Annotated in this window: 24 protein-coding genes; 16 read left to right on the top strand and 8 right to left on the bottom strand. The window is 61.8% G+C overall.

Going from position 1 to position 21,725, the window contains the following annotated elements:
• The first annotated feature begins 2 nt into the window (after window positions 1-2).
• From GGD53_RS20430 to deoA, 4 genes are read left to right on the top strand one after another with little or no spacing between them, the layout of a single operon-like run.
• Window positions 3-392, top strand: a complete 390-nt coding sequence (locus GGD53_RS20430) for a cytidine deaminase (RefSeq protein ID WP_184458691.1) — start codon at window positions 3-5, stop codon at window positions 390-392.
• On the top strand, window positions 389-1,195 hold the full coding sequence (locus GGD53_RS20435) for a purine-nucleoside phosphorylase (protein ID WP_184458692.1): 807 nt from the start codon (window positions 389-391) through the stop codon (window positions 1,193-1,195). Before GGD53_RS20430 ends, GGD53_RS20435 begins: the two co-directional genes overlap by 4 nt.
• Window positions 1,188-1,964, top strand: coding sequence for a deoxyribose-phosphate aldolase (deoC, locus tag GGD53_RS20440; protein ID WP_184458693.1), 777 nt, complete (start codon window positions 1,188-1,190; stop codon window positions 1,962-1,964). The genes GGD53_RS20435 and deoC overlap by 8 nt, the downstream gene beginning before the upstream one ends.
• A 1-nt stretch (window position 1,965) precedes the next feature.
• Entirely contained in the window at window positions 1,966-3,273 is a 1,308-nt protein-coding gene (gene deoA, locus GGD53_RS20445) for a thymidine phosphorylase (protein WP_184458694.1), read from the top strand.
• Window positions 3,274-3,279: 6 nt separating this feature from the next.
• On the opposite strand, the gene GGD53_RS20450 is transcribed toward deoA, so the two are convergent.
• The 7 genes from GGD53_RS20450 to GGD53_RS20480 form a co-directional block, all read right to left on the bottom strand.
• Window positions 3,280-3,849, bottom strand: coding sequence for a TIGR02281 family clan AA aspartic protease (locus tag GGD53_RS20450; protein WP_184458695.1), 570 nt, complete (start codon window positions 3,847-3,849; stop codon window positions 3,280-3,282).
• Between the two features lie 127 nt (window positions 3,850-3,976).
• Window positions 3,977-4,606 carry a uracil phosphoribosyltransferase gene (gene upp, locus GGD53_RS20455; protein ID WP_020920114.1) on the bottom strand — a complete coding sequence of 210 codons (630 nt, stop codon included), beginning with the start codon at window positions 4,604-4,606 and terminating at the stop codon, window positions 3,977-3,979.
• Between the two features lie 102 nt (window positions 4,607-4,708).
• Window positions 4,709-5,677: an adenosine deaminase gene (locus GGD53_RS20460; RefSeq protein ID WP_184458696.1), complete on the bottom strand. Its 969-nt coding sequence runs from the start codon at window positions 5,675-5,677 to the stop codon at window positions 4,709-4,711.
• Window positions 5,674-6,894, bottom strand: a complete 1,221-nt coding sequence (locus GGD53_RS20465; protein ID WP_184458697.1) for a phosphopentomutase — start codon at window positions 6,892-6,894, stop codon at window positions 5,674-5,676. The genes GGD53_RS20460 and GGD53_RS20465 overlap by 4 nt, the downstream gene beginning before the upstream one ends.
• A gap of 102 nt (window positions 6,895-6,996) precedes the next feature.
• The gene (locus GGD53_RS20470) at window positions 6,997-7,578 is read right to left on the bottom strand and encodes a TadE/TadG family type IV pilus assembly protein (RefSeq protein WP_184458698.1); all 582 of its coding nucleotides are present in this window, start codon (window positions 7,576-7,578) and stop codon (window positions 6,997-6,999) included.
• Complete coding sequence (locus GGD53_RS20475; RefSeq protein ID WP_184458699.1) at window positions 7,578-8,213, bottom strand: TadE/TadG family type IV pilus assembly protein; 636 nt, start codon at window positions 8,211-8,213, stop codon at window positions 7,578-7,580. The genes GGD53_RS20470 and GGD53_RS20475 overlap by 1 nt, the downstream gene beginning before the upstream one ends.
• Window positions 8,214-8,326: 113 nt before the next feature.
• Window positions 8,327-8,737, bottom strand: a complete 411-nt coding sequence (locus GGD53_RS20480; RefSeq protein ID WP_064809269.1) for a pilus assembly protein N-terminal domain-containing protein — start codon at window positions 8,735-8,737, stop codon at window positions 8,327-8,329.
• A gap of 380 nt (window positions 8,738-9,117) precedes the next feature.
• Here GGD53_RS20480 and GGD53_RS20485 point away from each other — a divergent pair, with 380 nt between their 5' ends.
• The 10 genes from GGD53_RS20485 to GGD53_RS20530 all read left to right on the top strand — a co-directional run bounded on the left by GGD53_RS20485 (window position 9,118) and on the right by GGD53_RS20530 (window position 18,775).
• On the top strand, window positions 9,118-9,294 hold the full coding sequence (locus GGD53_RS20485) for a Flp family type IVb pilin (protein WP_184458700.1): 177 nt from the start codon (window positions 9,118-9,120) through the stop codon (window positions 9,292-9,294).
• A 121-nt stretch (window positions 9,295-9,415) separates the two neighbouring features.
• Window positions 9,416-9,928: an A24 family peptidase gene (locus GGD53_RS20490; protein WP_184458701.1), complete on the top strand. Its 513-nt coding sequence runs from the start codon at window positions 9,416-9,418 to the stop codon at window positions 9,926-9,928.
• A 110-nt stretch (window positions 9,929-10,038) separates the two neighbouring features.
• On the top strand, window positions 10,039-10,854 hold the full coding sequence (gene cpaB, locus GGD53_RS20495) for a Flp pilus assembly protein CpaB (RefSeq protein ID WP_184458702.1): 816 nt from the start codon (window positions 10,039-10,041) through the stop codon (window positions 10,852-10,854).
• 12 nt (window positions 10,855-10,866) lie between these two features.
• Window positions 10,867-12,363, top strand: coding sequence for a type II and III secretion system protein family protein (locus tag GGD53_RS20500; RefSeq protein ID WP_184458703.1), 1,497 nt, complete (start codon window positions 10,867-10,869; stop codon window positions 12,361-12,363).
• A complete protein-coding gene (locus GGD53_RS20505; protein WP_184458704.1) occupies window positions 12,360-13,118 on the top strand; it encodes a CpaD family pilus assembly protein in 759 nt (252 codons plus the stop codon). Before GGD53_RS20500 ends, GGD53_RS20505 begins: the two co-directional genes overlap by 4 nt.
• Window positions 13,119-13,132: 14 nt before the next feature.
• Window positions 13,133-14,410 (top strand): AAA family ATPase, encoded by a 1,278-nt coding sequence (locus GGD53_RS20510; protein ID WP_184458705.1) that lies wholly within the window; start codon window positions 13,133-13,135, stop codon window positions 14,408-14,410.
• 89 nt (window positions 14,411-14,499) lie between these two features.
• Window positions 14,500-15,972: a CpaF family protein gene (locus GGD53_RS20515; RefSeq protein ID WP_184458706.1), complete on the top strand. Its 1,473-nt coding sequence runs from the start codon at window positions 14,500-14,502 to the stop codon at window positions 15,970-15,972.
• Window positions 15,973-15,976: 4 nt separating this feature from the next.
• A complete protein-coding gene (locus GGD53_RS20520; RefSeq protein WP_184458707.1) occupies window positions 15,977-16,984 on the top strand; it encodes a type II secretion system F family protein in 1,008 nt (335 codons plus the stop codon).
• A 14-nt stretch (window positions 16,985-16,998) separates the two neighbouring features.
• Window positions 16,999-17,985, top strand: a complete 987-nt coding sequence (locus GGD53_RS20525; RefSeq protein WP_184458708.1) for a type II secretion system F family protein — start codon at window positions 16,999-17,001, stop codon at window positions 17,983-17,985.
• Window positions 17,986-18,142: 157 nt separating this feature from the next.
• Window positions 18,143-18,775 (top strand): LysE family translocator, encoded by a 633-nt coding sequence (locus tag GGD53_RS20530; RefSeq protein WP_184458709.1) that lies wholly within the window; start codon window positions 18,143-18,145, stop codon window positions 18,773-18,775.
• Window positions 18,776-18,815: 40 nt separating this feature from the next.
• Here the strand turns inward: GGD53_RS20530 and GGD53_RS20535 are convergent, their stop codons facing one another.
• On the bottom strand, window positions 18,816-19,655 hold the full coding sequence (locus GGD53_RS20535) for a tetratricopeptide repeat protein (protein ID WP_184458710.1): 840 nt from the start codon (window positions 19,653-19,655) through the stop codon (window positions 18,816-18,818).
• A 141-nt stretch (window positions 19,656-19,796) separates the two neighbouring features.
• Between GGD53_RS20535 and GGD53_RS20540 the strand changes: the two genes are divergently transcribed.
• Together GGD53_RS20540 and GGD53_RS20545 are read left to right on the top strand one after the other, a co-directional pair.
• Window positions 19,797-21,188 carry a leucyl aminopeptidase family protein gene (locus GGD53_RS20540; protein WP_184458711.1) on the top strand — a complete coding sequence of 464 codons (1,392 nt, stop codon included), beginning with the start codon at window positions 19,797-19,799 and terminating at the stop codon, window positions 21,186-21,188.
• 174 nt (window positions 21,189-21,362) lie between these two features.
• Complete coding sequence (locus tag GGD53_RS20545; protein WP_011423607.1) at window positions 21,363-21,713, top strand: MarR family transcriptional regulator; 351 nt, start codon at window positions 21,363-21,365, stop codon at window positions 21,711-21,713.
• Window positions 21,714-21,725: the final 12 nt, after the last annotated feature.

Here is a 21,725-nt window from a genome sequence, read left to right on the forward strand (position 1 = left end):
TCATGTCCCACGACCTGTTCGAGGCCGCTCGCGGCGCCATGGCCTTTGCGCATGCGCCCTATTCGAAATTCCCGGTCGGTGCGGCGATCCGCGCCGAGGACGGCAAGGTCTATACCGGCGCCAACATCGAAAACCTCTCCTTCCCGCAAGGATGGTGCGCCGAGCCGACGGCCATCAGCGCCATGATCATGGGCGGCGCCAGGAAGATCGTCGAAATGGCCGTAATTGCCGAGAAGCTGCCGCTCTGCCCGCCCTGCGGCGGCTGCCGCCAGAAGATCTCCGAATTCGCCTCAAAGGACACGAAGATCTACCTTTGCGACGGGGTAGGCGTGAAGAAGACCATGACGATGGAAGAGCTTCTTCCCTTCAGCTTCGAGACGGAACTCGGATGAGGGCGACGGTCGACCTGCTCGCCGCATTGCTCGGCGCGATCAAGCCGCGCCACGGAATCGTGCTCGGCTCCGGTCTCGGCTCCCTCGTTGGCCAGTTGGAAGGTGCCGTCCGTATTCCCTATCGCGACCTGCCGGGCTTTCCCGTCAGCGCCGTCTCCGGCCACGCCGGCGAAGTCGTCGCCGGCCGCCTCGGTGGAAAGCCGGTCATCATGCTTTCCGGCCGCGTGCATTATTATGAGAAGGGCGATGCCAACGCCATGCGTCTGCCGATCGAGGTGCTGAAGGCGCTCGGCGTCGAGGCGCTGATCCTGACCAATTCGGCCGGATCGCTGCGCGACGACATGCCGCCTGGTTCGGTGATGCAGATTACCGATCACATCAACTACTCCGGCATGAACCCGCTGATCGGGGAGGAGAGCGACCATCGCTTCGTCGGCATGACCAATGCCTATGACGCCGGCCTCGCCGCGGCGATGCTGAAGGCGGCGGCAAAACTCAAGATCGAGCTGGGGCAGGGCGTATATATGTGGTTTTCCGGTCCGAGCTTCGAAACGCCGGCCGAAATCCGCATGGCGCGCATCCTCGGCGCCGATGCCGTCGGCATGTCGACGGTGCCGGAGGTGATCATCGCAAGAATGCTGGGTCTGAGGGTTGCGGCCGCTTCCGTTATCACCAACTATGGAGCAGGCATGACCGGCAATGAGCTCAGCCATGAAGAAACCAAGGACATGGCGCCCGTCGGCGGCGCCCGTCTCGCCGCCATATTGAAAGAGATGATTGCGGGAGAAAGCGAAAATGACTAGCCATTCTATCCGGGAAACGGCGGCGGTCGCCCTTTCCCTTCTCGACCTCACCAATCTGAAGGACGATTGCACCGAGGCGCAGATCGATACGCTCTGCGCCCGCGCGCAGACGCCCTACGGTAACAGCGCCGCGATCTGCATCTGGCCGCGTTTCGTTGCCCATGCCCGCAATATCCTCGGCGCCGGCCATCCTGTGCGGATCGCAACCGTCGTCAATTTCCCCGCAGGCGATATGGAAGTGGCCGATGTCGCCGCCGAAACGCGTGAGGCGATTGCCGATGGCGCCGATGAGATCGATCTGGTCATCCCCTACCGCAAGCTGATATCAGGAAATGAGAAGGCGGTGACCGATATGGTCAAGGCGGTGCGCGCCGAATGTACCGGCCCCGTTCTGCTGAAGGTGATCGTCGAGACCGGCGAGTTGAAGGATGCAGCATTGATCCGCCGCGCCTCCGAGCTCGCCATCGAAGCCGGAGCCGATTTCATCAAGACCTCCACCGGCAAGGTTGCCGTCAACGCGACGCTCGAAGCCGCCGACATCATGATCCGCGCCATTCGTGAAAGCGGGCGCAAGGTCGGGTTCAAGCCGGCCGGCGGCATCGGCTCGGTGGCTGATGCGGCGCTCTATCTCAGCCTCGCCGAAACCATCATGACGCCGGACTGGGCCATGCCTTCGACCTTCCGTTTCGGCGCTTCGGGCCTGCTCGACGACATACTGGCGGTTCTGAGCGGAGCGCAGCCGGCACCGGCTGCGGCGTCGGGCTATTGAGATGATTCCGCAGGAGATCATCCGGCGTAAACGCGATGGCGAGGAGCTCGACGCCGCCGATATCAGCTCCCTCATCGCGGCACTCGCCGACGGGCGGCTGTCCGAAGGCCAGATCGGCGCCTTCGCCATGGCCGTCTGGTTCAAAGGCATGTCACGCGAGGAAATCGTCGCCCTGACGCTGGCGATGGCCAACTCCGGCGACAGGCTGCAATGGGGCGATATCGGCCGTCCGATCGCCGACAAACATTCGACCGGCGGCGTCGGCGATAATGTCTCGCTGATGCTGGCGCCGATCGCCGCCGCCTGCGGCCTCGCCGTCCCGATGATCTCGGGGCGCGGCCTCGGCCATACCGGCGGCACGCTCGATAAGCTCGAATCCATTCCCGGTTATAGGATCACCCCTGATGCGGAGCTCTTCGGCAAGGTGGTGAAGGAAGCGGGATGCGCCATCATCGGCCAGACCGGAACCTTGGCGCCCGCCGACGGCAGGCTTTATGCCGTGCGCGACGTCACCGCCACCGTCGATTCCATTCCGCTCATCACTGCCTCCATCCTGTCGAAGAAGCTCGCGGCCGGGCTTGAGACGCTGGTGCTCGACGTCAAGCTCGGCAACGGCGCCTTCATGGCTGACCGCCGTCAGGCAGAGATGCTGGCGCATTCCCTGGTCGAGGTGGCGAACGGCGCGGGCGTGAAGACCTCCGCCTTGATCACCGACATGAACGAGCCGCTCGCCGATTGCGCCGGCAACGCGATCGAGATGCGCAACTGTTTGGACTTCCTGGCGGGCAGGAAAAGCGGCACGCGGCTCGAGACCGTGGTTTTTGCCTTTGCCGCCGAGATGCTGGTGAAATCGGGCATTACCGCATCTTCTGAAGAAGCCGATGCGATGGCGCGCCGAGCGCTGTCATCGGGACAGGCGGCCGAAAGCTTCGGGCGTATGATATCCATGCTCGGCGGACCGGCCGATCTCGTCGAAAATCCGGAAAGATACCTGGCCAAGGCGCCGGTCGAAAAACCAGTCCCGGCCGCCCGATCCGGCTGGCTTGCCGCCTGCGACACGCGCGGTATCGGCATCAGCGTCATCGATCTCGGCGGCGGCCGCCGTCATCCGGCAGATCGGATCGATCACCGCGTCGGTTTCTCCGGCCTCCTGTCGCTTGGCACCCGGGTCAATGCAGGCGATCCGATCGCTGTCGTCCACGCTGCCGACGAAGCCGCGGCGGAAAAAGCAGCTGCGACCCTTGCCGTGCATTATCGCATTGCGGACGACAAGCCGGAATTGGTCCCCGTCATTGCAGGCCGGGTCTGATGCGGTTTACTGTTTGAGGCTGAGCGAGCCGTCGGCGACGGAATAGGAGGCGAGTTTCTGCAGGAAGCTCATGCCGACCAGCGTGGTCGTCAGCGCGTCGTCCCTGAGCACGAAGGCCTCGACATTCCGGACGCGGATGCCGCCGATTTCGACGCGATCGAGGGTCACATGCGCGGCCTTCGTCTGGCCGTTCGCCGTGTTCACACCATAGCGGAAGTCGAGCTGATTTGCGGTGTAGCCGAGCCGGCGGGCGAGTGTCTCGTTGAGGGCGACATAGGTGGCGCCGGTATCGATCAGCCCTGGCACCGGCTTGCCGTTGATCTTGAAGCTGCCGGTATAGTGCCCCTGCGCATCCGCCTGCAGGCGGATCGTACTATTGCCGGAAGCGGGCGCCGGTGCAGCGGACTGGCCCGCGTCGGCCGATACGTAATTGGCGGAGAGACCGTCGGCAGGTTCCTGGCTGACACTTCCAACGAAGGAAGGTACCTGTGTGGCCAACACCGCGGCGATGCTGGCGAATATGACGGTACGCACGAGCATGAAACAGAAATCCTTCCTGTATAAACCCCGCTTCATGCAGGGCCTCATGCTTCCAGCTTGCTAAGCCTCAAATCCTGATAACTTGCTAATATCGATAACAAAAAGGCCCGGAGCGAACCGCCCGGGCCATAAAGTCTTGCGATTTGGTAAAGGAAGGCTGAAATTATTTGGTTCCGTACATGCGGTCGCCGGCATCGCCGAGGCCGGGCATAATGTAGCCCTTCTCGTTCAGATGGCTGTCGATCGCGGCGGTGAAGACCGGAACATCCGGATGCGCCGCGCGGAAGTTGCGGATGCCTTCCGGGGCGGCGAGCAGGCAGAGGAAGCGAATATTGTGGGCGCCGCGTTCCTTGAGCTTGTCGATCGCCGCAATCGAGGAATTGCCGGTCGCCAGCATCGGGTCGACGACGATGATCAGGCGCTCGGCCACGTCTTCCGGCGCCTTGAAATAATACTCGACCGGCTGCAGCGTCTCGTGATCGCGATAGACGCCGATATGCGAGACGCGGGCGGAAGGCACGAGATCGAGCATGCCTTCGAGCAGTCCGTTGCCGGCGCGCAGGATCGAGGCGAAGACCAGCTTCTTGCCTTCGAGGATCGGCGAGTCCATCGTCTGCAGCGGCGTCTCGATCGTCGCCATCGTCAATTCGAGATCGCGGGTGACCTCGTAACAGAGCAGCGTGGAGATTTCGCGCAGCAGGCGCCGGAAACTTCCCGTCGATGTCTCCTTGCGTCGCATGATGGTGAGCTTGTGCTGCACAAGCGGATGATCGATGACCGTGACGCCGTCCATGGGGAAGCCTTTCATTCTTTCTAACGAATGTTTCTTTCACGGAAATCGGCCCGACCGCAAGAGTGGAGCCGAATTTGTACCGATCTTCCCCAGCCTCTCGCCCTAAAGGCGGGCGAGCAGCGCCTGCCGCGTCTCCTCGTCGACGAAGGCGGCCTCGATTGCGGTGCGCGTCATGGCGTTGATTTCCGCGTCGGTGAATCCGAAAACGACGGCAGCAAGCTCGTATTCCCGCTCGAGCGAGGTATGGAAGAAAGGCGGATCGTCGGAACTGATCGTCACCCGCACGCCGGCTTCCTTCAGTCGCCGCAGCGGATGCGAGGTGAAATCGGGAAAGACCCTGAGGGCGATATTGGAGCCTGGGCAGACTTCAAGCACGGTGCCGAGATCGGCAAGCCGCTTCACCAGATCGAGATCTTCGATGGCGCGCACGCCATGGCCGATGCGTGCGGGACGCACGGCATCGAGCGCGTCGGCAACGCTGAAGGCGCCGCAGACCTCGCCGGCATGGATGGTCAGCCCCAGCCCGGCATCGCGGGCGATATCGAAGGCTCTGATATAATCGGCCACGCGGCCCATGCGCTCCTCGCCGGCGAGATTGAAGCCTGTTATCAAAGGGTTGCCGGCCCTTGCCGCATATTCGGCCGCTCCGATCACGCTTTCCGGACCGAAATGCCGTTCCCCGGTGACGATCAGCCGGGCCTCGATGCCGCTTTTGGCCTTGGCTCGCCGGATGCCTTCACAGACGCCCGATATATAGGCATCGGCGCCGAGCCCGATGCGCTTGCCGTGGTCGGGCGACACGATGAGTTCGCTATAGATCGTATCGATGCCGGCAAGTTCGTCGAGATAGGTTTCGGTCAGGAGCGCATAATCCTCCTCCGTCCTGTAGACCTCGGAAACCTTGTCGTAACACTCGAGAAAACTTGCGAAATCGTGCCAGACATAGGCGCCGTCGCGAAGCTCGCCGCTGATGTCGACGCCGTATTTCCGCGCCTGCGCCTCTGTCAACACAGGCGGTGCCGCGCCCTCCAGATGGCAGTGCAGCTCGACCTTCTTCAAATGCGATGTCACAGAAAACTCCTTCCATGCGCTCCGCCCGGGATGCCGAGATGGCGCGCAATGCTTTCGCCGATATCGGCATAGGTGCGGCGAACGCCGATGGAACGCGACCGGATGCCGGGGCCGTAAATAATGATCGGCACGCGCTCGCGCGTATGATCCGTGCCGCGCCAGGTGGGGTCGCAGCCATGGTCGGCGGTCAGCACGACGAGGTCGCCGGGTTTCAACTTCTTATGGACCTCAGGCAGACGCGCATCGAAGGCTTCGAGCGCTGCCGCATAACCGGGCACGTCGCGGCGATGACCGTAGATCATGTCGAAATCGACAAAATTGGTGAAGACGAGATCGCCGTCCTCGGCCGCGTCGATTGCCGAGAGCGACGCATCCATCAGCGCCTCGTTGCCGCTGGCCTTGATGACCCTGGAAATGCCCTGATGGGCGAAGATGTCGCCGATCTTTCCCACAGCATGCACATGCCGGCGGTGCTCGACCAGCCGGTCGAGCAGCGTCGGCTCCGGCGGCAGAACGGAAAAATCGCGCCGGTTTCCGGTGCGCTGGAAGGTGGAGGCGGATTGGCCGATGAAGGGCCGGGCGATGACGCGGCCGATATTGTAGGAATCGAGAAGGGCGCGAGCCGTGCGGCAGAAGGCAAGCAGCCGGTCTAGGCCGAAATGCGCTTCGTGCGCCGCGACCTGAAAGACCGAATCCGAGGACGTATAGCAGATCGGCTTGCCGGTGCGGATATGTTCTTCGCCGAGCCTGGCGATGATTTCGGTTCCCGAGGCGTGGCAATTGCCGAGAATGCCGGGAATGTCGCCCTCCCGGCATAATGCCTCGATCAACTCCGGGGGAAAGGCATCGCCTTCCGTCGGAAAATATCCCCAATCGAAACTGACGGGTGTGCCCGCGATCTCCCAATGGCCCGATGGCGTGTCCTTGCCGCGGGAGATTTCGCTGGCCGCGCCATAAATGCCGTAGATCTTTTCCGGCAGGGGCATGCCGGCCGGAAATTGGCCGGAGGCGGCCCGGGCGATGTGCAGAAGCCCGAGTTCCGACATGTTCGGCAGGGAAAGCGGCCCGCTGCGCAGCCCAGCGCGGTCTCCGGCACCGGCCGCGCAGAATTCGGCGATATGGCCGAGCGTGTCGGCGCCCTCGTCGCCATAGGCTGCCGCATCCGGCGCCCCGCCGACGCCGAAGGAATCGAGAACGAAGAGAAAGGCGCGCGCCATTTTACCCCCGAAAGGACCGATCGCCGGCCTCCGGACCGTCGGAGGCTGAAGCCCACGCATATAGTGCCGCGCCCGGCTTGGCAAATTCGAGATGGGGAGGGGTCAGCAGTCGCCGCAGGGGATCGAGTCGCCTTGCCGCTGGCGATAGAAGTAACTGCGGCTGATGGTGATCGTGCGCATCCCATCCGGCATGAAGTTCGGCGCGAACAGGAACATCGTATAGGGGATGCTGAGTTCGGTCCGAACGAGGAAGCTGTTTGCCGTCTTCATATCGGCCGGCACGTCGCTCACCGTCCCATTCTTGGCGTAAGGCGCCGTTCCGTCCTGCGCCCAGGACCAGAGCACTTTCGCATTGGCGCCGGCGTCGATTGAAATTCCGGTGATTTTCAGCGTCAGCGATGTCGTATTGTAAGGCACGAACATCGCCGTTGCGACTGACGGCATGTCAGCGAGCGCGCTCTTCGTGACGGATTGCTGCTGGGTGACGAGGTCGGCGATCGCACCAGCGGCGCGTGTCGCGCGCTTGCTGACGCTGAGGCCGATCGTGATCTCGAAAGCGCCGATATAGAGCATGATGAGCACGGGAAAGAGGATCGCGAATTCGATCGCTCCGGCGCCCTTGCGCTCTCGCACCAGCCGACGCGCCTGCTGTACCAGTCTGGTGAACGGGGTGCGCATCGCCATTATGGATACTGCTCGTTCTGGAAGGCGGAGGTTGCGATAATCAGATATTGCGTCGGCATCGAACCGTCGGACGGACGGATGGTCGTGATATAGGGCCGGACCAGATCCGTGATGATTTCCCATCGATAGTAGGCGCGCAGCATGTTGATCGTGCCGGCGCCGCCAGGTGTATATTTGAAGGCCGCGGTGTTGATGTCGGCATATCGGTCACTGGAAACCTTGGGGATCGTCGTCGGAATGGCCGAGAAGGAGCTGAACGTCTGCACATCCACGTAAAGCTTGCTCGGCGTGGCGGCTTCGCTGGTCGAGCAGCTGATCAGGATCGAGATCTCGTTGCAGAACGCCTGACGGAATTGCGTCCGGCTCATATCGGTCGTGCGGCCGAGATTGTAGGTGATCTGCCCGGTCCGCATCCGGCGGCTCATCGTATCGACGGCGTTGGAGACGAGCTCTTCGGCGGCGAAGGCGATGAAGGTTTCAAGGATCGCGAAGATCACCAGGAAGTACGGGATGGCAAGCAAGGCAAATTCGATCGCCGCTGCGCCGTCGCGCGAGCGGGCGACAGCCCGAAACTTGGAGAAACGGTTCGGCGCGAAGGCGCGCTCCCTATCCGTCTTCTGATCAACTACCGTCATTGCCTGGACCCGAGCGACATCTCTGCCTGCCACACTAGGGTCCGTTCGTTGATTTTCCGTTTCAGGACGATACGACGATTTTAACGAATGGCAGAAGATCCGAGTCGGGCCGATCAGGGTGACGTGGTGCCGGCGGCCGCTTGCTGCGCATGCTGCTCGCAATTGGGCGTGCAGGACAGCACGGAGCGCTCGGTCTGCCGATAGACGCGCACCGTGTTGCCCTCGTCTATCGACACAAGGATGCGCTCGTCCAGGATCGCGTTGCCGTCGGCGTCCAGAAGAACCAGATTGGTGGTGCCGAAGCTGCGTCCTGTCAGCACGATCGTCTTGGCATCGGCTACGGTCGCGTCGGCGACCTGGGCGTTGCCGACGATGACCTTGCTGACCGGGCGGTCGAGCTTCAAGACGCGCGCGTGATCCATATAGACGCGCAGCATGTCATCGTCTGCGGCCGAGGAAACTCCCGAAATACCGGAAACGGCGATCATGCCGGCAAAGAAAATGGTTTTGCCGCTCGATGACATTTGGTCCTCTTTCACGATCACAGCGCAATAGGCGCATAGAATGGAAAAAAATGGTGAATGAAGCCTTAAACTCACCATGCTGTTTCGCGGTGAAGCAGGATGATCTGATTTGGCACTGGCGCCGGGCGGTAGAGGTTGCGGCTGGATGCGCTGCCTGTGCTGTTTCCGGATGAATCCCGTTGTTAACCTCTGAATATCGTTAAATATTGAGCGAAATGAATAAGGTAAAGCTTACCCTGCGAGAGCCTTCGGCGGCTTTCACATGCTGTTAACTCTTTTTCTTAAGCCGATGGAAACGCCCATTCATTAGATTACTGTTCATCCGATCAACGGCAACAGTTGGCGGACGTGCTGAACATCAACTGGAGTTAGGAGTACCCATGACCAAGCTTTTTAGCCGTTTTCTGAAGGACGAATCCGGCGCGACCGCAATCGAATACGGCCTGATCGCAGCCCTCATTTCCGTAGCACTCGTCGCCGGTGCTACTACGCTTGGCAACAAGCTGAACTCTACGTTCTCGACATTGGGTGGCAAGCTGGACGACGCTGTGAACTAATAATGATTACTGGAGCGCGGCTCTGGTTAGTAAGATCAGGCTCACGAGCGAACCGCCGTGAGCCTGTTTGTCTTGGGCAGATGAAACTTGGGGCGGATGAGTACTTGGGGCAGGTGAGAAGATGATCGTAGCCGCAATCCTTCTTGTTTTTCCGCTCTGCCTTGCTTTTGCGGCCATATCCGATCTGTTGACGATGACGATCCCGAACAGGGTATCGTTGATCATGATGGTTGCATTTGCCGTGCTGGCGCCTTTGAGCGGCCTCACTCTTCCGGCGATCGGAACGCACGCGCTGGGAGCCGCCATCGTGTTCGGCATTTGCTTTGCCTTCTTCGCACTCAATGTGATGGGCGGTGGAGACGCGAAACTCCTTAGCGCCACTGCACTCTGGTTCGGTTACGATCCCGCTCTGCTGTCTTTTCTGACTTATGTTAGTGTCGTCGGTGGCTTGGTGACGTTGGCGATCCTGTTGATCCGGTCACAGTTGAATACGATATTGGCCATCGGCCTGCCGGTGCCCAATTCTTTGCTGCTCGCCAAGAAGATCCCCTACGGCATCGCCATCGCGATCGGCGGCTTCATGGCCTTCCCGTCTTCGCCGCTCTTCATCGCTGCGCTGGAAAGCTTGAAATAGCCGCATTTTAAATGCCCGTTAACTTAAAATGTAAGCATTCCATTAACCATAATTATACCAATTCCTGAGCATTCTGCAGGGCGAACATATCGTGCCCTGAGGAATGATCGATGAAACCGGCTCGCCTTATAATTCTTGCTGTCGCCGTGGTGGCAGCCGGCCTAGCCGGGCTCCTGGCAATGCGCATGGCCGGCAGCGGTGGCGTCGTCACGCGGGTGCAGTCGGTTATCGAGAAAGAACCCACCGTCAACATCCTCGTTTCGAGCGGCAATCTGCCGGTCGGGGCAAGGCTCGATGAGAAATCGGTGCGCTGGATGCCTTGGCCGCAGGGCGGCGTGGTCCAGGGCTTCATCACCGAGGCTGACAAGCCGGACGCGATCAAGGACCTGCAGGGCGCCGTCGTGCGTCTGCCGATCTTCGAAGGCGAGCCGATCCGGCCCGAAAAAGTCGCCGATTCCAGCAGCCGTATCCTGTCCTCGCTGTTGCCGGCCGGCAAACGCGCCGTCGCGACCGAGATATCTGTGGCAACCGGCGCCGGTGGTTTCATCCTGCCGAACGATCGCGTCGATGTCATCATGGTCCGCAAGGGTACCGAGGCCAACAAGCTCATCACCGAGACCGTGCTGAGCAATGTGCGCGTTCTCGCCATCGACCAGCAGATCCAGGAAAAGGACGATGGCTCCAAGACCGTGGTCGGCACGACCGCAACGCTCGAGCTGACCCCGGACCAGACGAAAGTTCTCGCCGTTGCCCAGCAGATGGCTGACCGGCTTTCGCTCGCTCTGCGCTCCGTCGCCGATGCGCAGGAGCAGGATACCAGTGCGGCGGACTATCTGCTGAGCGGCGACAACGGTAGCGCGATCATTCAGGTCATCAAGTCGGGCGCCATCGTGACGGATGCCGGCGCAGCGCCGAAGGCGGAGTAAAAGGACGTGCAAATGGGTCATTCAACGCGGCGCGCCAAGTTTCTCCTGACAGGCTGCCTTTCGCTGGCAGTCGGCGCGACCGGCATGGCGCCGGCTTCTTTCGGGCCGCTTTTCGCTGTCAGCGAGGCGCGTGCCGCTGAAAGCATTGTCCGCATCTCGCAGACCGGCCCCGACGCTCATCGCCGGCTGAAGCTCGGGCTGAACAAGGCCGTCGTCGTCGATCTGCCGGAGGATGCCCATGATATCCTCGTCTCCGATCCGACAATGGCCGATGCCGTGACCCGCACCTCCCGGCGCATCTATCTGTTCGGCAAGAAGGTCGGCCAGACGAATATCTTTGTCTTCGGCGCCGGCGGGCAGGAGGTCGTCAATCTCGACATCGAGATCGAGCGCGATGTCTCCGGCCTTGAAACCAATCTCCGCCGTTTCATTCCCGACTCCAACATCAAAGTCGAAATCGTCTCCGACAATATCGTGCTGACCGGCACCGTGCGCACGCCGCAGGACGCCACGCAGGCGGCCGATCTGGCGCAGGTCTTCCTGAAGGGCGGCGAAGCGACGACAAGAACCGAGACGGCATCCGGCACCGGCGGCGACAGCTCGGTGGCGCTCTTTGCCGAAGGCCGCCAGACGTCGCAGGTCGTCAACCTGCTGCAGATCCAGGGTGAGGACCAGGTCACCCTCAAGGTGACGATCGCCGAGGTTCGCCGCGAGGTGCTAAAGCAGCTCGGCTTCGACAACCTCGTCTCCAATTCCTCCGGCATGACGGTTGCTCAGCTTGGCGCTCCGAGCGCCGACAGCGCCACAGCCACCGTCGGCGGCGGCCTGGCGGCGCTCTTCAAAAGCTCGATCGGCAAATACGACATTTCGACTTATCTCAACGCGCTGGAGCAGGCCAAGGTCGTCAGGACCCTGGCCGAGCCGACGTTGACGGCGATCTCCGGCCAGGCGGCGACCTTCAATTCCGGCGGCCAGCAGCTTTATTCGACGACCGACAATGACGGCAACGTCACTGTCGTTCCCTTCAACTACGGTATCAACCTTGCCTTCAAACCGGTGGTGCTGTCGTCTGGACGCATCAGCCTGGAGATCAAGACCAACGTCTCCGAGCCGGTGGCCGGCAGCGGCAACGCCACCTATCAGCGCCGCTCGGCGGAGACCTCGGTAGAACTGCCCTCGGGCGGCTCGATCGCTCTGGCCGGGCTCATCCGCGACAATGTTTCCCAGACGATGGGCGGCACGCCGGGCGTCTCGAAGATCCCGCTTCTCGGCACGCTCTTCCGCCAGAAGGGCTTCGAACGTCAGGAAACCGAACTTGTCATCATCGCCACACCCTACCTGGTGCGTCCGGTGGCGCGGAACCAGCTCAACCGGCCGGATGACAATTTCAGCCCTGAGAATGACGGCGCAACCTTCTTCCTCAACCGTGTGAACAAGGTCTATGGCCGCCGCGAGGCGCCCGTCGCCGACGCGCAGTTCCACGGCTCGATCGGGTTCATCTACAAATGAGCGGGGCACGATCGGCAGCAATGGCACAGAACAGAGATCAGGCGATGGCCCATATCAATGCGACGACACACCGCCTCGGTTACTCCAGGGCGCTTGTTACCACGGCCGTCCTGTCGGTGGCGATCCTTTCCGGATGCGCCGGTCCGCATGACCAGCTGACGACAGGCGGGATTCCTGACGACTACCGCGCGCGCCATCCGATCATCGTCACGGAGGCCGAGCAGACGGTGGATATACCCGTCGCCTCGTCCGACCGCCGCCTGACCATCGCCCAGCGCGATCTCATCCGCGGCTTTGCTGCCAACTACATTTCACGTGCCTCGGGCCCGGTTTATGTCCTGTCGCCGGAAGGTTCCCCCAATTCTGCGGCCGCCTATCAGCTGCGCAATCAGGTGCGTGCCGAACTGACGACAAGAGGGATCGCAAGCTCGAAGATCATCAATACGTCCTATGCGGCTGCCGGCGCCGGCGATGCGGCGCCGATCCGGCTGAGCTTTACCGGCACGACCGCGGTCACCACGCAATGCGGCCAGTGGCCGAAGGATATCTCGAACGATCTCGCCAACCAGAATTATTATAATTTCGGCTGTGCCTCGCAGAACAACCTCGCCGCCCAGATCGCCAATCCGGAGGACCTGGTGGCACCCCGCGGCATGACCCCGATCGATGCACAGCGGCGCAACAACGCGATCCAGGAATACCGGACGACGACATCGACGATCGAGGATGTCGCCGGCAGCGACAGCAGCTTCTGAGGCGGAACGGGACGATGAGCGCGATCGAATACGAAATCAGGAACCCCAGCGAACTTCGTCACGCCGAAGAGGCGGTGCGGATGGCGGATCTGGAAAATATGCGGCCGTTGCCGCGCATTTCCGTTCACGCCTTTTGCGAAAGCGAGCCCCTGCAGCATGTCATGGAACGCTGCGCCAGTGATCGGCGCATGGCGAAGGTGAGCATGCGCATCACCAGCGGCGGCATAGCCGCTGCTGCCAATATGTTCGCCGCTGCTCCGACGCCGAACCTGATCATCCTCGAGACCAAAGCCAATTCCGGAAGCCTGCTCGGCGAACTTGCGCCGCTCGCCGCCGTCTGCGACCCGACGACCAAGGTCGTGATCGTCGGCTACTACAATGATATCGGGCTCTATCGCGAACTCATCCGCAACGGCATTTCCGAATATATGGTTCAGCCGGTCGCCATGCCCGACATTCTGACGGCAATGGCCTCGATCTTCGTTGATCCGGAAGCCGAGCCGCTCGGCCGCAGCATCGCCTTCATCGGCTCGAAAGGCGGTACCGGCGCCTCGACCATCGCGCATAATTGCGCTTTCGGCATTTCCAATCTTTTCTCCACCGAGACTATACTCGCCGATCTCGACCTGCCCTATGGCACGGCGAATATCGATTTCGATCAGGATCCGGCGCAAGGCATCGCCGAAGCGGTCTTTGCGCCCGATCGGCTCGACGAGGTCTTTCTCGACCGCCTGCTGACGAAATGCTCCGAGCACCTTTCTCTGCTTGCCGCACCCTCGCTGCTCGACCGCGCCTATGATTTCGATGGCCAGGCTTTCCAGCCGGTGCTCGATGTCCTGCAGCGCAGCGCGCCCGTCACCGTCCTCGACGTTCCGCACGCGTGGTCGGAATGGACGCGCTCGGTGCTGGCGAGCGTCGACGAGGTGGTCATCACCGCGGTTCCCGACCTCGCCAACCTGCGCAACACCAAAAACATGCTGGACGCGCTGCGCAAGATGCGGCCCAATGACAAGCCGCCGCATCTGATCCTCAATCAGGTCGGCATGCCGAAACGTCCGGAGATATCGCCGTCGGATTTCTGTGAGCCGCTGGAGGCCGATCCGATCGCGATCATTCCCTTTGACATCAACCTCTTCGGTAATGCCGCCAACAGCGGCCGGATGATCTCGGAAGTCGATCCGAAGTCGCCGACGGCCGAGACCTTTTCGCAGATATCGCACATCGTCACCGGCCGGGTCGCCATCAAGAAGGCGAAGAAGGGCGGCCTGCTCGGCCTCCTGAAGCGGAAGTAGATGATGAGCAATTCCAGCAAAAGTGTGCAGCGGTTTTGCGTACGGAATTGCGTGAAAACAACAAGATAGAGTAGATCGGATTAAGCGGCATGTTTGGAAAACGCGGAAACGAAGGTTTCGGAAAGGCCGGAGGCGCAATAGCTCCTCCGCCGCCGACCCCGGCCGCCGCCGTGGCCTCTTCTCCTGCCGTCCTCGTCGAACCTCAGCGCGAACCCTCGCGCCAGCAGGTGACGCCGCCGCCGATGCAGGCGCCGCAGCGCAAGCGACCGGTTCGCACCGACGAATATTACGACACCAAACAGCAGGTCTTTTCCGCGCTGATCGACACGATCGATCTCTCGCAGCTTTCCAAGCTCGATGGCGAAAGCGCGCGCGAGGAAATCCGCGACATCGTCAACGACATCATCACCATCAAGAACTTCGCGATGTCGATCTCCGAGCAGGAAGAACTGCTCGAGGATATCTGCAACGACGTTCTGGGCTACGGTCCGCTGGAGCCCTTGCTGGCGCGTGACGACATCGCCGACATCATGGTCAACGGCGCCGGCCAGACCTTCATCGAAGTCGGCGGCAAGACGATCGAATCGGAAATCCGCTTCCGCGATAATGCGCAGCTTCTCTCCATCTGCCAGCGCATTGTCAGCCAGGTCGGCCGCCGCGTCGATGAATCGAGCCCGATCTGCGACGCGCGCCTGCCCGATGGCTCGCGCGTCAACGTCATCGCGCCGCCGCTGTCGATCGACGGGCCGGCACTCACCATCCGCAAGTTCAAGAAGGACAAGCTGACGCTCGATCAGCTCGTCCGTTTCGGCGCAATCACGCCGGAAGGCGCGACCGTGCTGCAGATCATCGGGCGCGTGCGCTGCAACGTCATCATCTCGGGCGGCACGGGCTCGGGTAAAACGACGCTTCTGAACTGCCTCACCAATTATATCGATCGGGATGAGCGTGTTATCACCTGCGAGGACACGGCCGAACTGCAGCTGCAGCAGCCGCATGTCGTGCGCTTGGAAACGCGCCCGCCGAATATCGAAGGCGAGGGCGAAATCACCATGCGCGATCTCGTCAAGAACTGCCTGCGCATGCGTCCCGAACGCATCATCGTCGGCGAAGTGCGCGGACCTGAAGTCTTCGACCTATTGCAGGCGATGAACACCGGTCACGACGGCTCGATGGGCACGATCCACGCCAACACGCCGCGCGAATGCCTGAGCCGTATCGAATCGATGATCGCCATGGGCGGCTTCACGCTGCCGGCAAAGACGGTCCGCGAGATCATCTCTACTTCCGTCGACGTCATCATCCAGGCGGCACGCCTGCGCGACGGTTCGCGCCGCATCACCCAGATCACCGAGGTGATCGGCATGGAAAGTGACGTCATCATCACCCAGGATCTGATGCGCTACGAGATCGAAGGCGAGGACGCTAGCGGCCGACTGATCGGCCGGCACATGTCGACCGGCGTCGGCAAACCGAATTTCTGGGATCGGGCGCGCTACTTCAACGAGGAAAAGCGCCTGGCCGCCGCCCTCGACGCGATGGAAGCGAAATCGAAGGAATAGCGTGATGTTCGGATTCGATCCGGTAGTCCTGGCAATCGTTGTCCTCGCCGCTGTCTCCGCCGCGGCGGTCGCCTATGCCCTGTTGTTTTCCCGGATCGAGGCCGACAAAAAATCGGCAAGCCGCATCAACCGTGTCAAATCGGCCGAGGTCGACCGCGCCAAGGTCAAGGCCGCCCGCGACCGGGTGCAGGAGATGTCGAAGCGGCGCAAATCGGTGCAGGACAACCTGAAGGATCTGGAAAAGCGCCAGAACGAAAAGACCAAGAAGACCCTGTCGATGAAATCGCGGCTGGTGCAGGCCGGCCTGACGATCACGCTGACGCAGTTCTATCTCTTCAGCGCCATTTTCGCTTCGGTGCTGCTGCTCATGGCCTTCATCATCGGCGCGTCGTGGCTGGTCATGATCGGCATCGCTTTCGTGGCCGGACTCGGCCTGCCGCGTTGGGCCCTTGGTTTCCTGATCAAGCGCCGCCAGAACAGGTTCCTCAACGAGCTTCCTAATGCCCTCGACGTCATCACCCGCTCGATCAAATCGGGCTTGCCTCTCAACGATGCGATCCGCCTGATCGCAACCGAGGGCACCGAGCCGGTCAAGAGTGAGTTCCGGCGCGTCATTGAAGCGCAACAGGTGGGCCTCAGCATTCCCGAAGCTTGCGCGCGCATGACGCTCCATATGCCGCTTCAGGAGGTCAATTTCTTTGCCATCGTCATCGCCATCCAGTCGCAGGCCGGCGGCAATCTCTCCGAAGCGATCGGCAACCTGTCAAAGGTGCTGCGCGAGCGCAGGAAGATGAAGGCCAAAGTTTCGGCGCTCTCGATGGAAGCCAAGGCCTCGGCTGCCATCATCGGCGCTCTGCCCTTCATCGTCGCGACCCTCGTCTACCTCACGTCGCCCAACTACATGATGATCCTTTTCACCGATCCGCGTGGCCATTTTATCATGGGTTTCTCGGCGGTCTGGATGTCGATCGGCATCTTCTTCATGCGCAAAATGATCAGTTTTGATATCTAGCCGGAGGAGGCACCATGTCGCAGGAGCTCGCCGCAACCCTGACCAATCCGGGCATGCTGATTGCGCTCCTCGTCGCGATCGCCGTCTTCGCCACCTTTTATACGATTGCCATCCCCTTCTTCGAACGTGGCGATCTCGACAAGCGGATGAAGGCGGTTTCGACCGAGCGCGAGCAGATCCGCGCTCGCGAACGCGCCCGCATGAACGCCGAATCCGGCGCCGGCAAGGCTTCGCTCAGGAGCCAGAACAACCGCTCTGTCCGCCAGATCGTCGAGCGTTTTAACCTGCGTAAGGCACTCGTCGACGAAAACACCGTCAACAAGCTGCGCGCCGCTGGGTTTCGCTCGGAAAATGCGCTGAATACCTTCCTCGTCGCGCGTTTCCTGCTGCCTTTCCTTTTCCTGGCGCTCGCCGCTTTCTGGGTCTTTGGCCTCGGCAATCTCGCCGAAAGGGGTATGCCGATCCGCCTCCTCGCGGTCATAGGCGTCGGCTATGTCGGTTTCTATGCGCCGAACATCTATATCTCCAACCGCATGGGCAAGCGTCAGTACTCAATTAAGCGTGCCTGGCCGGATGCGCTCGACCTGATGCTGATCTGCGTCGAATCCGGCATCTCGATCGAGGCCGCGATGCGTCGCGTCTCCGAAGAACTCGGCGAGCAATCGCCGCCGCTCGCCGAGGAAATGGTGCTGACCACGGCCGAGCTCTCCTTCCTGCCGGATCGCCGCGTCGCGCTCGAAAATCTCGCGACGCGCACCCAGATCGAGCTGGTCCGCTCGGTGGCCCAGGCGCTGATCCAGGCGGACCGATACGGCACGCCGGTTGCGCAGGCGCTACGCGTTCTTGCCCAAGAAGGACGTGACGAGCGCATGAACGAAGCGGAAAAGAAGGCAGCCGCCCTGCCGCCGAAATTGACGGTACCGATGATCCTGTTCTTCCTGCCGGTGCTGATCGCCGTCATCCTCGGTCCGGCCGGCATCCAAGTGGCAGACAAGTTCTGACGGTCGTACCGGAACCCTATGCCGCTTTTTTAGCAGAAGGCGATTTGAGATAGCGCTCGTGACCGGCGCCGGCATAACTGCTAAACGGGACGGACGACGATCGGCCGGCTCAGATGCGGTTTTCTCGGCGCTCGTCCCACTCGAAAGAGAGGTTCCGATGTCTTCCGCAGGCATTTTCATCAGCATCATGGCAGCCTTGGCCGTCGGCGCGATGAGCCCCGGCCCGAGCTTCGTCGTCGTCTCCAGGATCGCCATCTCGCGTTCGCGGCTGGATGGACTTGCGGCCGCATTCGGCATGGGCGCCGGCGGCGTCGTTTTCGCCGGGCTGGCGCTCGCCGGTCTGACGGCGTTGTTGTCGCAATTCGAGTGGCTCTATGTGCTGCTCAAGGTGGCGGGCGGGGCTTATCTCCTCTACATCGCCGTCAATATCTGGAGAGGCGCCGCAAAGCCGATCGAACTTTCCGATGCCGTCAATGGCCATCGCGCGCCCATGCGCAGCTTCATCACCGCATTGCTGACGCAGATCAGCAACCCGAAGACCATCATCGTCTACGCCAGTCTTTTTGCGGCGCTTCTGCCGCGGACGGTACCGCTCGATCTCCTCTTGGCGCTGCCGGTCGGCGTTTTCGCGGTGGAGGCGGGGTGGTATTCAATCGTGGCGCTCGCCTTTTCGGCTCGCCACCCGCGGCGGCTCTATCTCCATGCCAAGGGCTGGATCGACCGGGCCGCCAGTGCGGTGATGGGCGGCCTTGGTCTGCGGCTCATTCTTTCGGGCCTCAGCATCAGGTAGATCAGGCGGAGAAGGCTTGGTTATCCGCCAAATGATGAGGTCAGTTGGTGTTGCTGCCATCCGCTGCGCCCGGCGTCTTGTCCTTGGCAGCGAGCTTCTGCCAGGAGTTCTGCTGCGAGAGCATGCCCCTGAGATAGGCGACATTGGCATCGGCCTGCTGCGGCGAAAGCTCCCGCCGCGCGATCTGTTCCGCTTCCGCAAAACGTCCTTGCAGGCCGACGACGAGGGCAAGGTTCTGTCGGACGCGGCTGTCGGCGGTCGGCTGGCCGGCGGCGGAGCGCAGATAGGTTTCGGCCGTGCGCAGATCGCCGGTCAGCACATAGGACATGCCGAGATTGGAAAGGATCGAAGGCTCGTTCGGCTGGATGTCGAGCGCGTCGCGGTAGCGTTGTCGGGCCTCGCTCGCCCGGCCCATCTGGTCGAGGATTGCGCCTTCGGCCGAGATCAGCCTCCAGTCGGGGCGATCCGGTGTCTGGGCGCGGCCGATCGTGTCGAGCGCCTGCTGGAACTGCCCGGCCGCCGCCTGCGCCTTGCCGTAGGCGGCTAGCACATTGCGGTCGCCCGGATTGGCGATCGCCACCTGCTGCATGACGGCGAGCGCCTGCGCGTCGCGGCCGCTCATGCGCAGCAGGTTGGCGTAGTTGACGCCGTTGACGGGATCGCGCGGGTTCTTTTCATAGGCCTGGCCGATCCGGTCCGTCGCCGAGCGCAGCTCGGTCGCATCCATCTCTTCGACCGGCTTGGTCAGTTTCGGCACCGAGCCTGTCGTCATCCGGTCCTTGGCCGTCGTCGAGCAGCCGGCAAGCGCAAGGATGATCAGCGATGCTGCAGCACCCTGCAGGATACGGTTGGTGGATATGGTGATGCGCGAGGCAGGCATGTTGCGTTCCTGATTCCGAAATCGGCGCCTGACCTCGAAGCGGAACAGGGAAAGGTTTGACGCAATCTTCGCTCCAGCAATAGTCTGTTAACCCTAACAGACCGTTAAGGAACGATTCCTGGCGACCGCCGAAGGACAATCATGGCCCCCTATCAGTTCATCGAAAGACCGACTCCTTTCAACACGAAGGGCGGCTCGACGCTGCCGATCTTTGCCGTCACGCCTGCCCATATCGAGACCGGCACGATCGATCCGATTGCGCTCGATTGGGCGCGCAAGGCGGGCTACAAGGCCGAAAGCGGTTCGCTTTTGCTGATCCCGACGGCCGACGGCCAGCTCGGCGGTGCGCTTTTCGGCCTCGGCACCAACCCGTCGGAACAGCCCTACATCACAGGCAGGCTGGCCCGTGCGCTGCCTGCCGGCGACTGGCACATCGAGACCGCGCCGCTGACGGCAAATCGCCTCGCCCTCGGCTTCGGGCTCGGCAGCTACCGTTTCGATCGCTACAAATCGGAAAAGTCGTCGGCAGCGACCTTGATGATCCCCCGCGATGCCGACGGCGCCGATATCAAGCGCCAGCTCGCCGGCGTCTTTCTTGCTCGCGACCTCATCAATACGCCGACCAACGATATGGGGCCGGACCAGCTCGAGGCCGCCTTCCGCGCCCTGGCCGCACATTACAAGGCGGAACTATCGGTCATCACGGGCGACGAACTGCTCGAGCAGAATTTCCCGCTCGTCCATACCGTCGGCCGCGCCAGCGCCGACGCGCCGCGCCTTCTCGAACTGCGCTGGGGCAAGAAGGGTCATCGCAAGGTGACGCTCGTCGGCAAGGGCGTCTGCTTCGATACCGGCGGTCTCGATATCAAGCCTGCCGCCTCGATGCTGCTGATGAAGAAGGACATGGGCGGCGCGGCGAATGTCATGGGGCTCGCCCTGATGATCATGGACGCCAAGCTGAAGGTCGATCTGCGCGTCATCGTCCCGGTCGTCGAAAACGCCATCTCCTCCAATGCCTTCCGCCCCGGCGACATTTACCGCAGCCGAAAGGGTCTGACCGTCCAGATCGACAATACCGACGCCGAAGGCCGGTTGATCCTGGCCGATGCGCTTGCCTATGCCGACGAGGAAGAGCCCGAACTTTTGATCGACATGGCGACGCTGACAGGGGCTGCCCGCGTTGCCCTCGGTCCGGACCTGCCGCCCTTCTTCACCGATGATGCCAATCTGGCCCATGACCTGACCGAAGCAAGCCTGGAGACAGACGATCCGATCTGGCGCCTGCCGCTCTATGCCGGCTATGAAAGGGATGTCCGCGCCAAATTCGCCGACCTGACCAATGCCCCGGCCGGCGGCATGGCTGGGTCGATCACCGCCGCGCTTTTCCTCAAACGCTTCGTCAGCAAAACCAAGAGCTGGGCGCATTTCGACATTTATGGCTGGGCACCGTCCGAACGGCCACATTCGCCGGGCGGCGGCGAAGCACAGGCGATCCGCGCGCTCTTTCATCATATCCGCACCAGCCAGCGCTGACGCCGCCTGGCTAGTGCTCAGGCGCATCGCATGACCGCTGTCTCGCGCTGCGCCTCGCGGCCGATCGTTAAAATTTTATTCACCCTGCGGGGCGGCAGTTCTCGCCACCCTCTTGCATGTCCATTGCAACTGCCGGAAAATGAAACGCTAGCGTAACGATTTTCCGGAGGGGCCGTGCCGATCGAACTGACCGCCTCGCAGGCGCTGGGGCTCTGGCATGGCGTGGCGCTCGATCAGGTTCGCCATGACGACCGCGATTTGACATTGCGCCAGATGGCGATCCTGCTGCATATTTATCTCGTGCCGCCGCCCCACACGGTGCGCGGGCTTGCCGCCACGCTCAACGTCACCAAGCCGGTCATTACCCGCGCCTTGGATACGATGGGTGAGATGGGCCTAGTTGATCGCGTGCGCGACGATGCCGACCGCCGCAATGTGATCATCAAACGTACCGTCGGCGGTGCGCTCTACCTGGAAAAGCTCGGCGATCTCGTGCGGGATCAGGGCCGCCGCCTACCGATCTAAAAGGGCGATCTG

This window comes from Rhizobium aethiopicum, from assembly GCF_014197535.1.
In the GTDB taxonomy this organism is placed as follows: Bacteria; Pseudomonadota; Alphaproteobacteria; order Rhizobiales; family Rhizobiaceae; genus Rhizobium; species Rhizobium aethiopicum_A.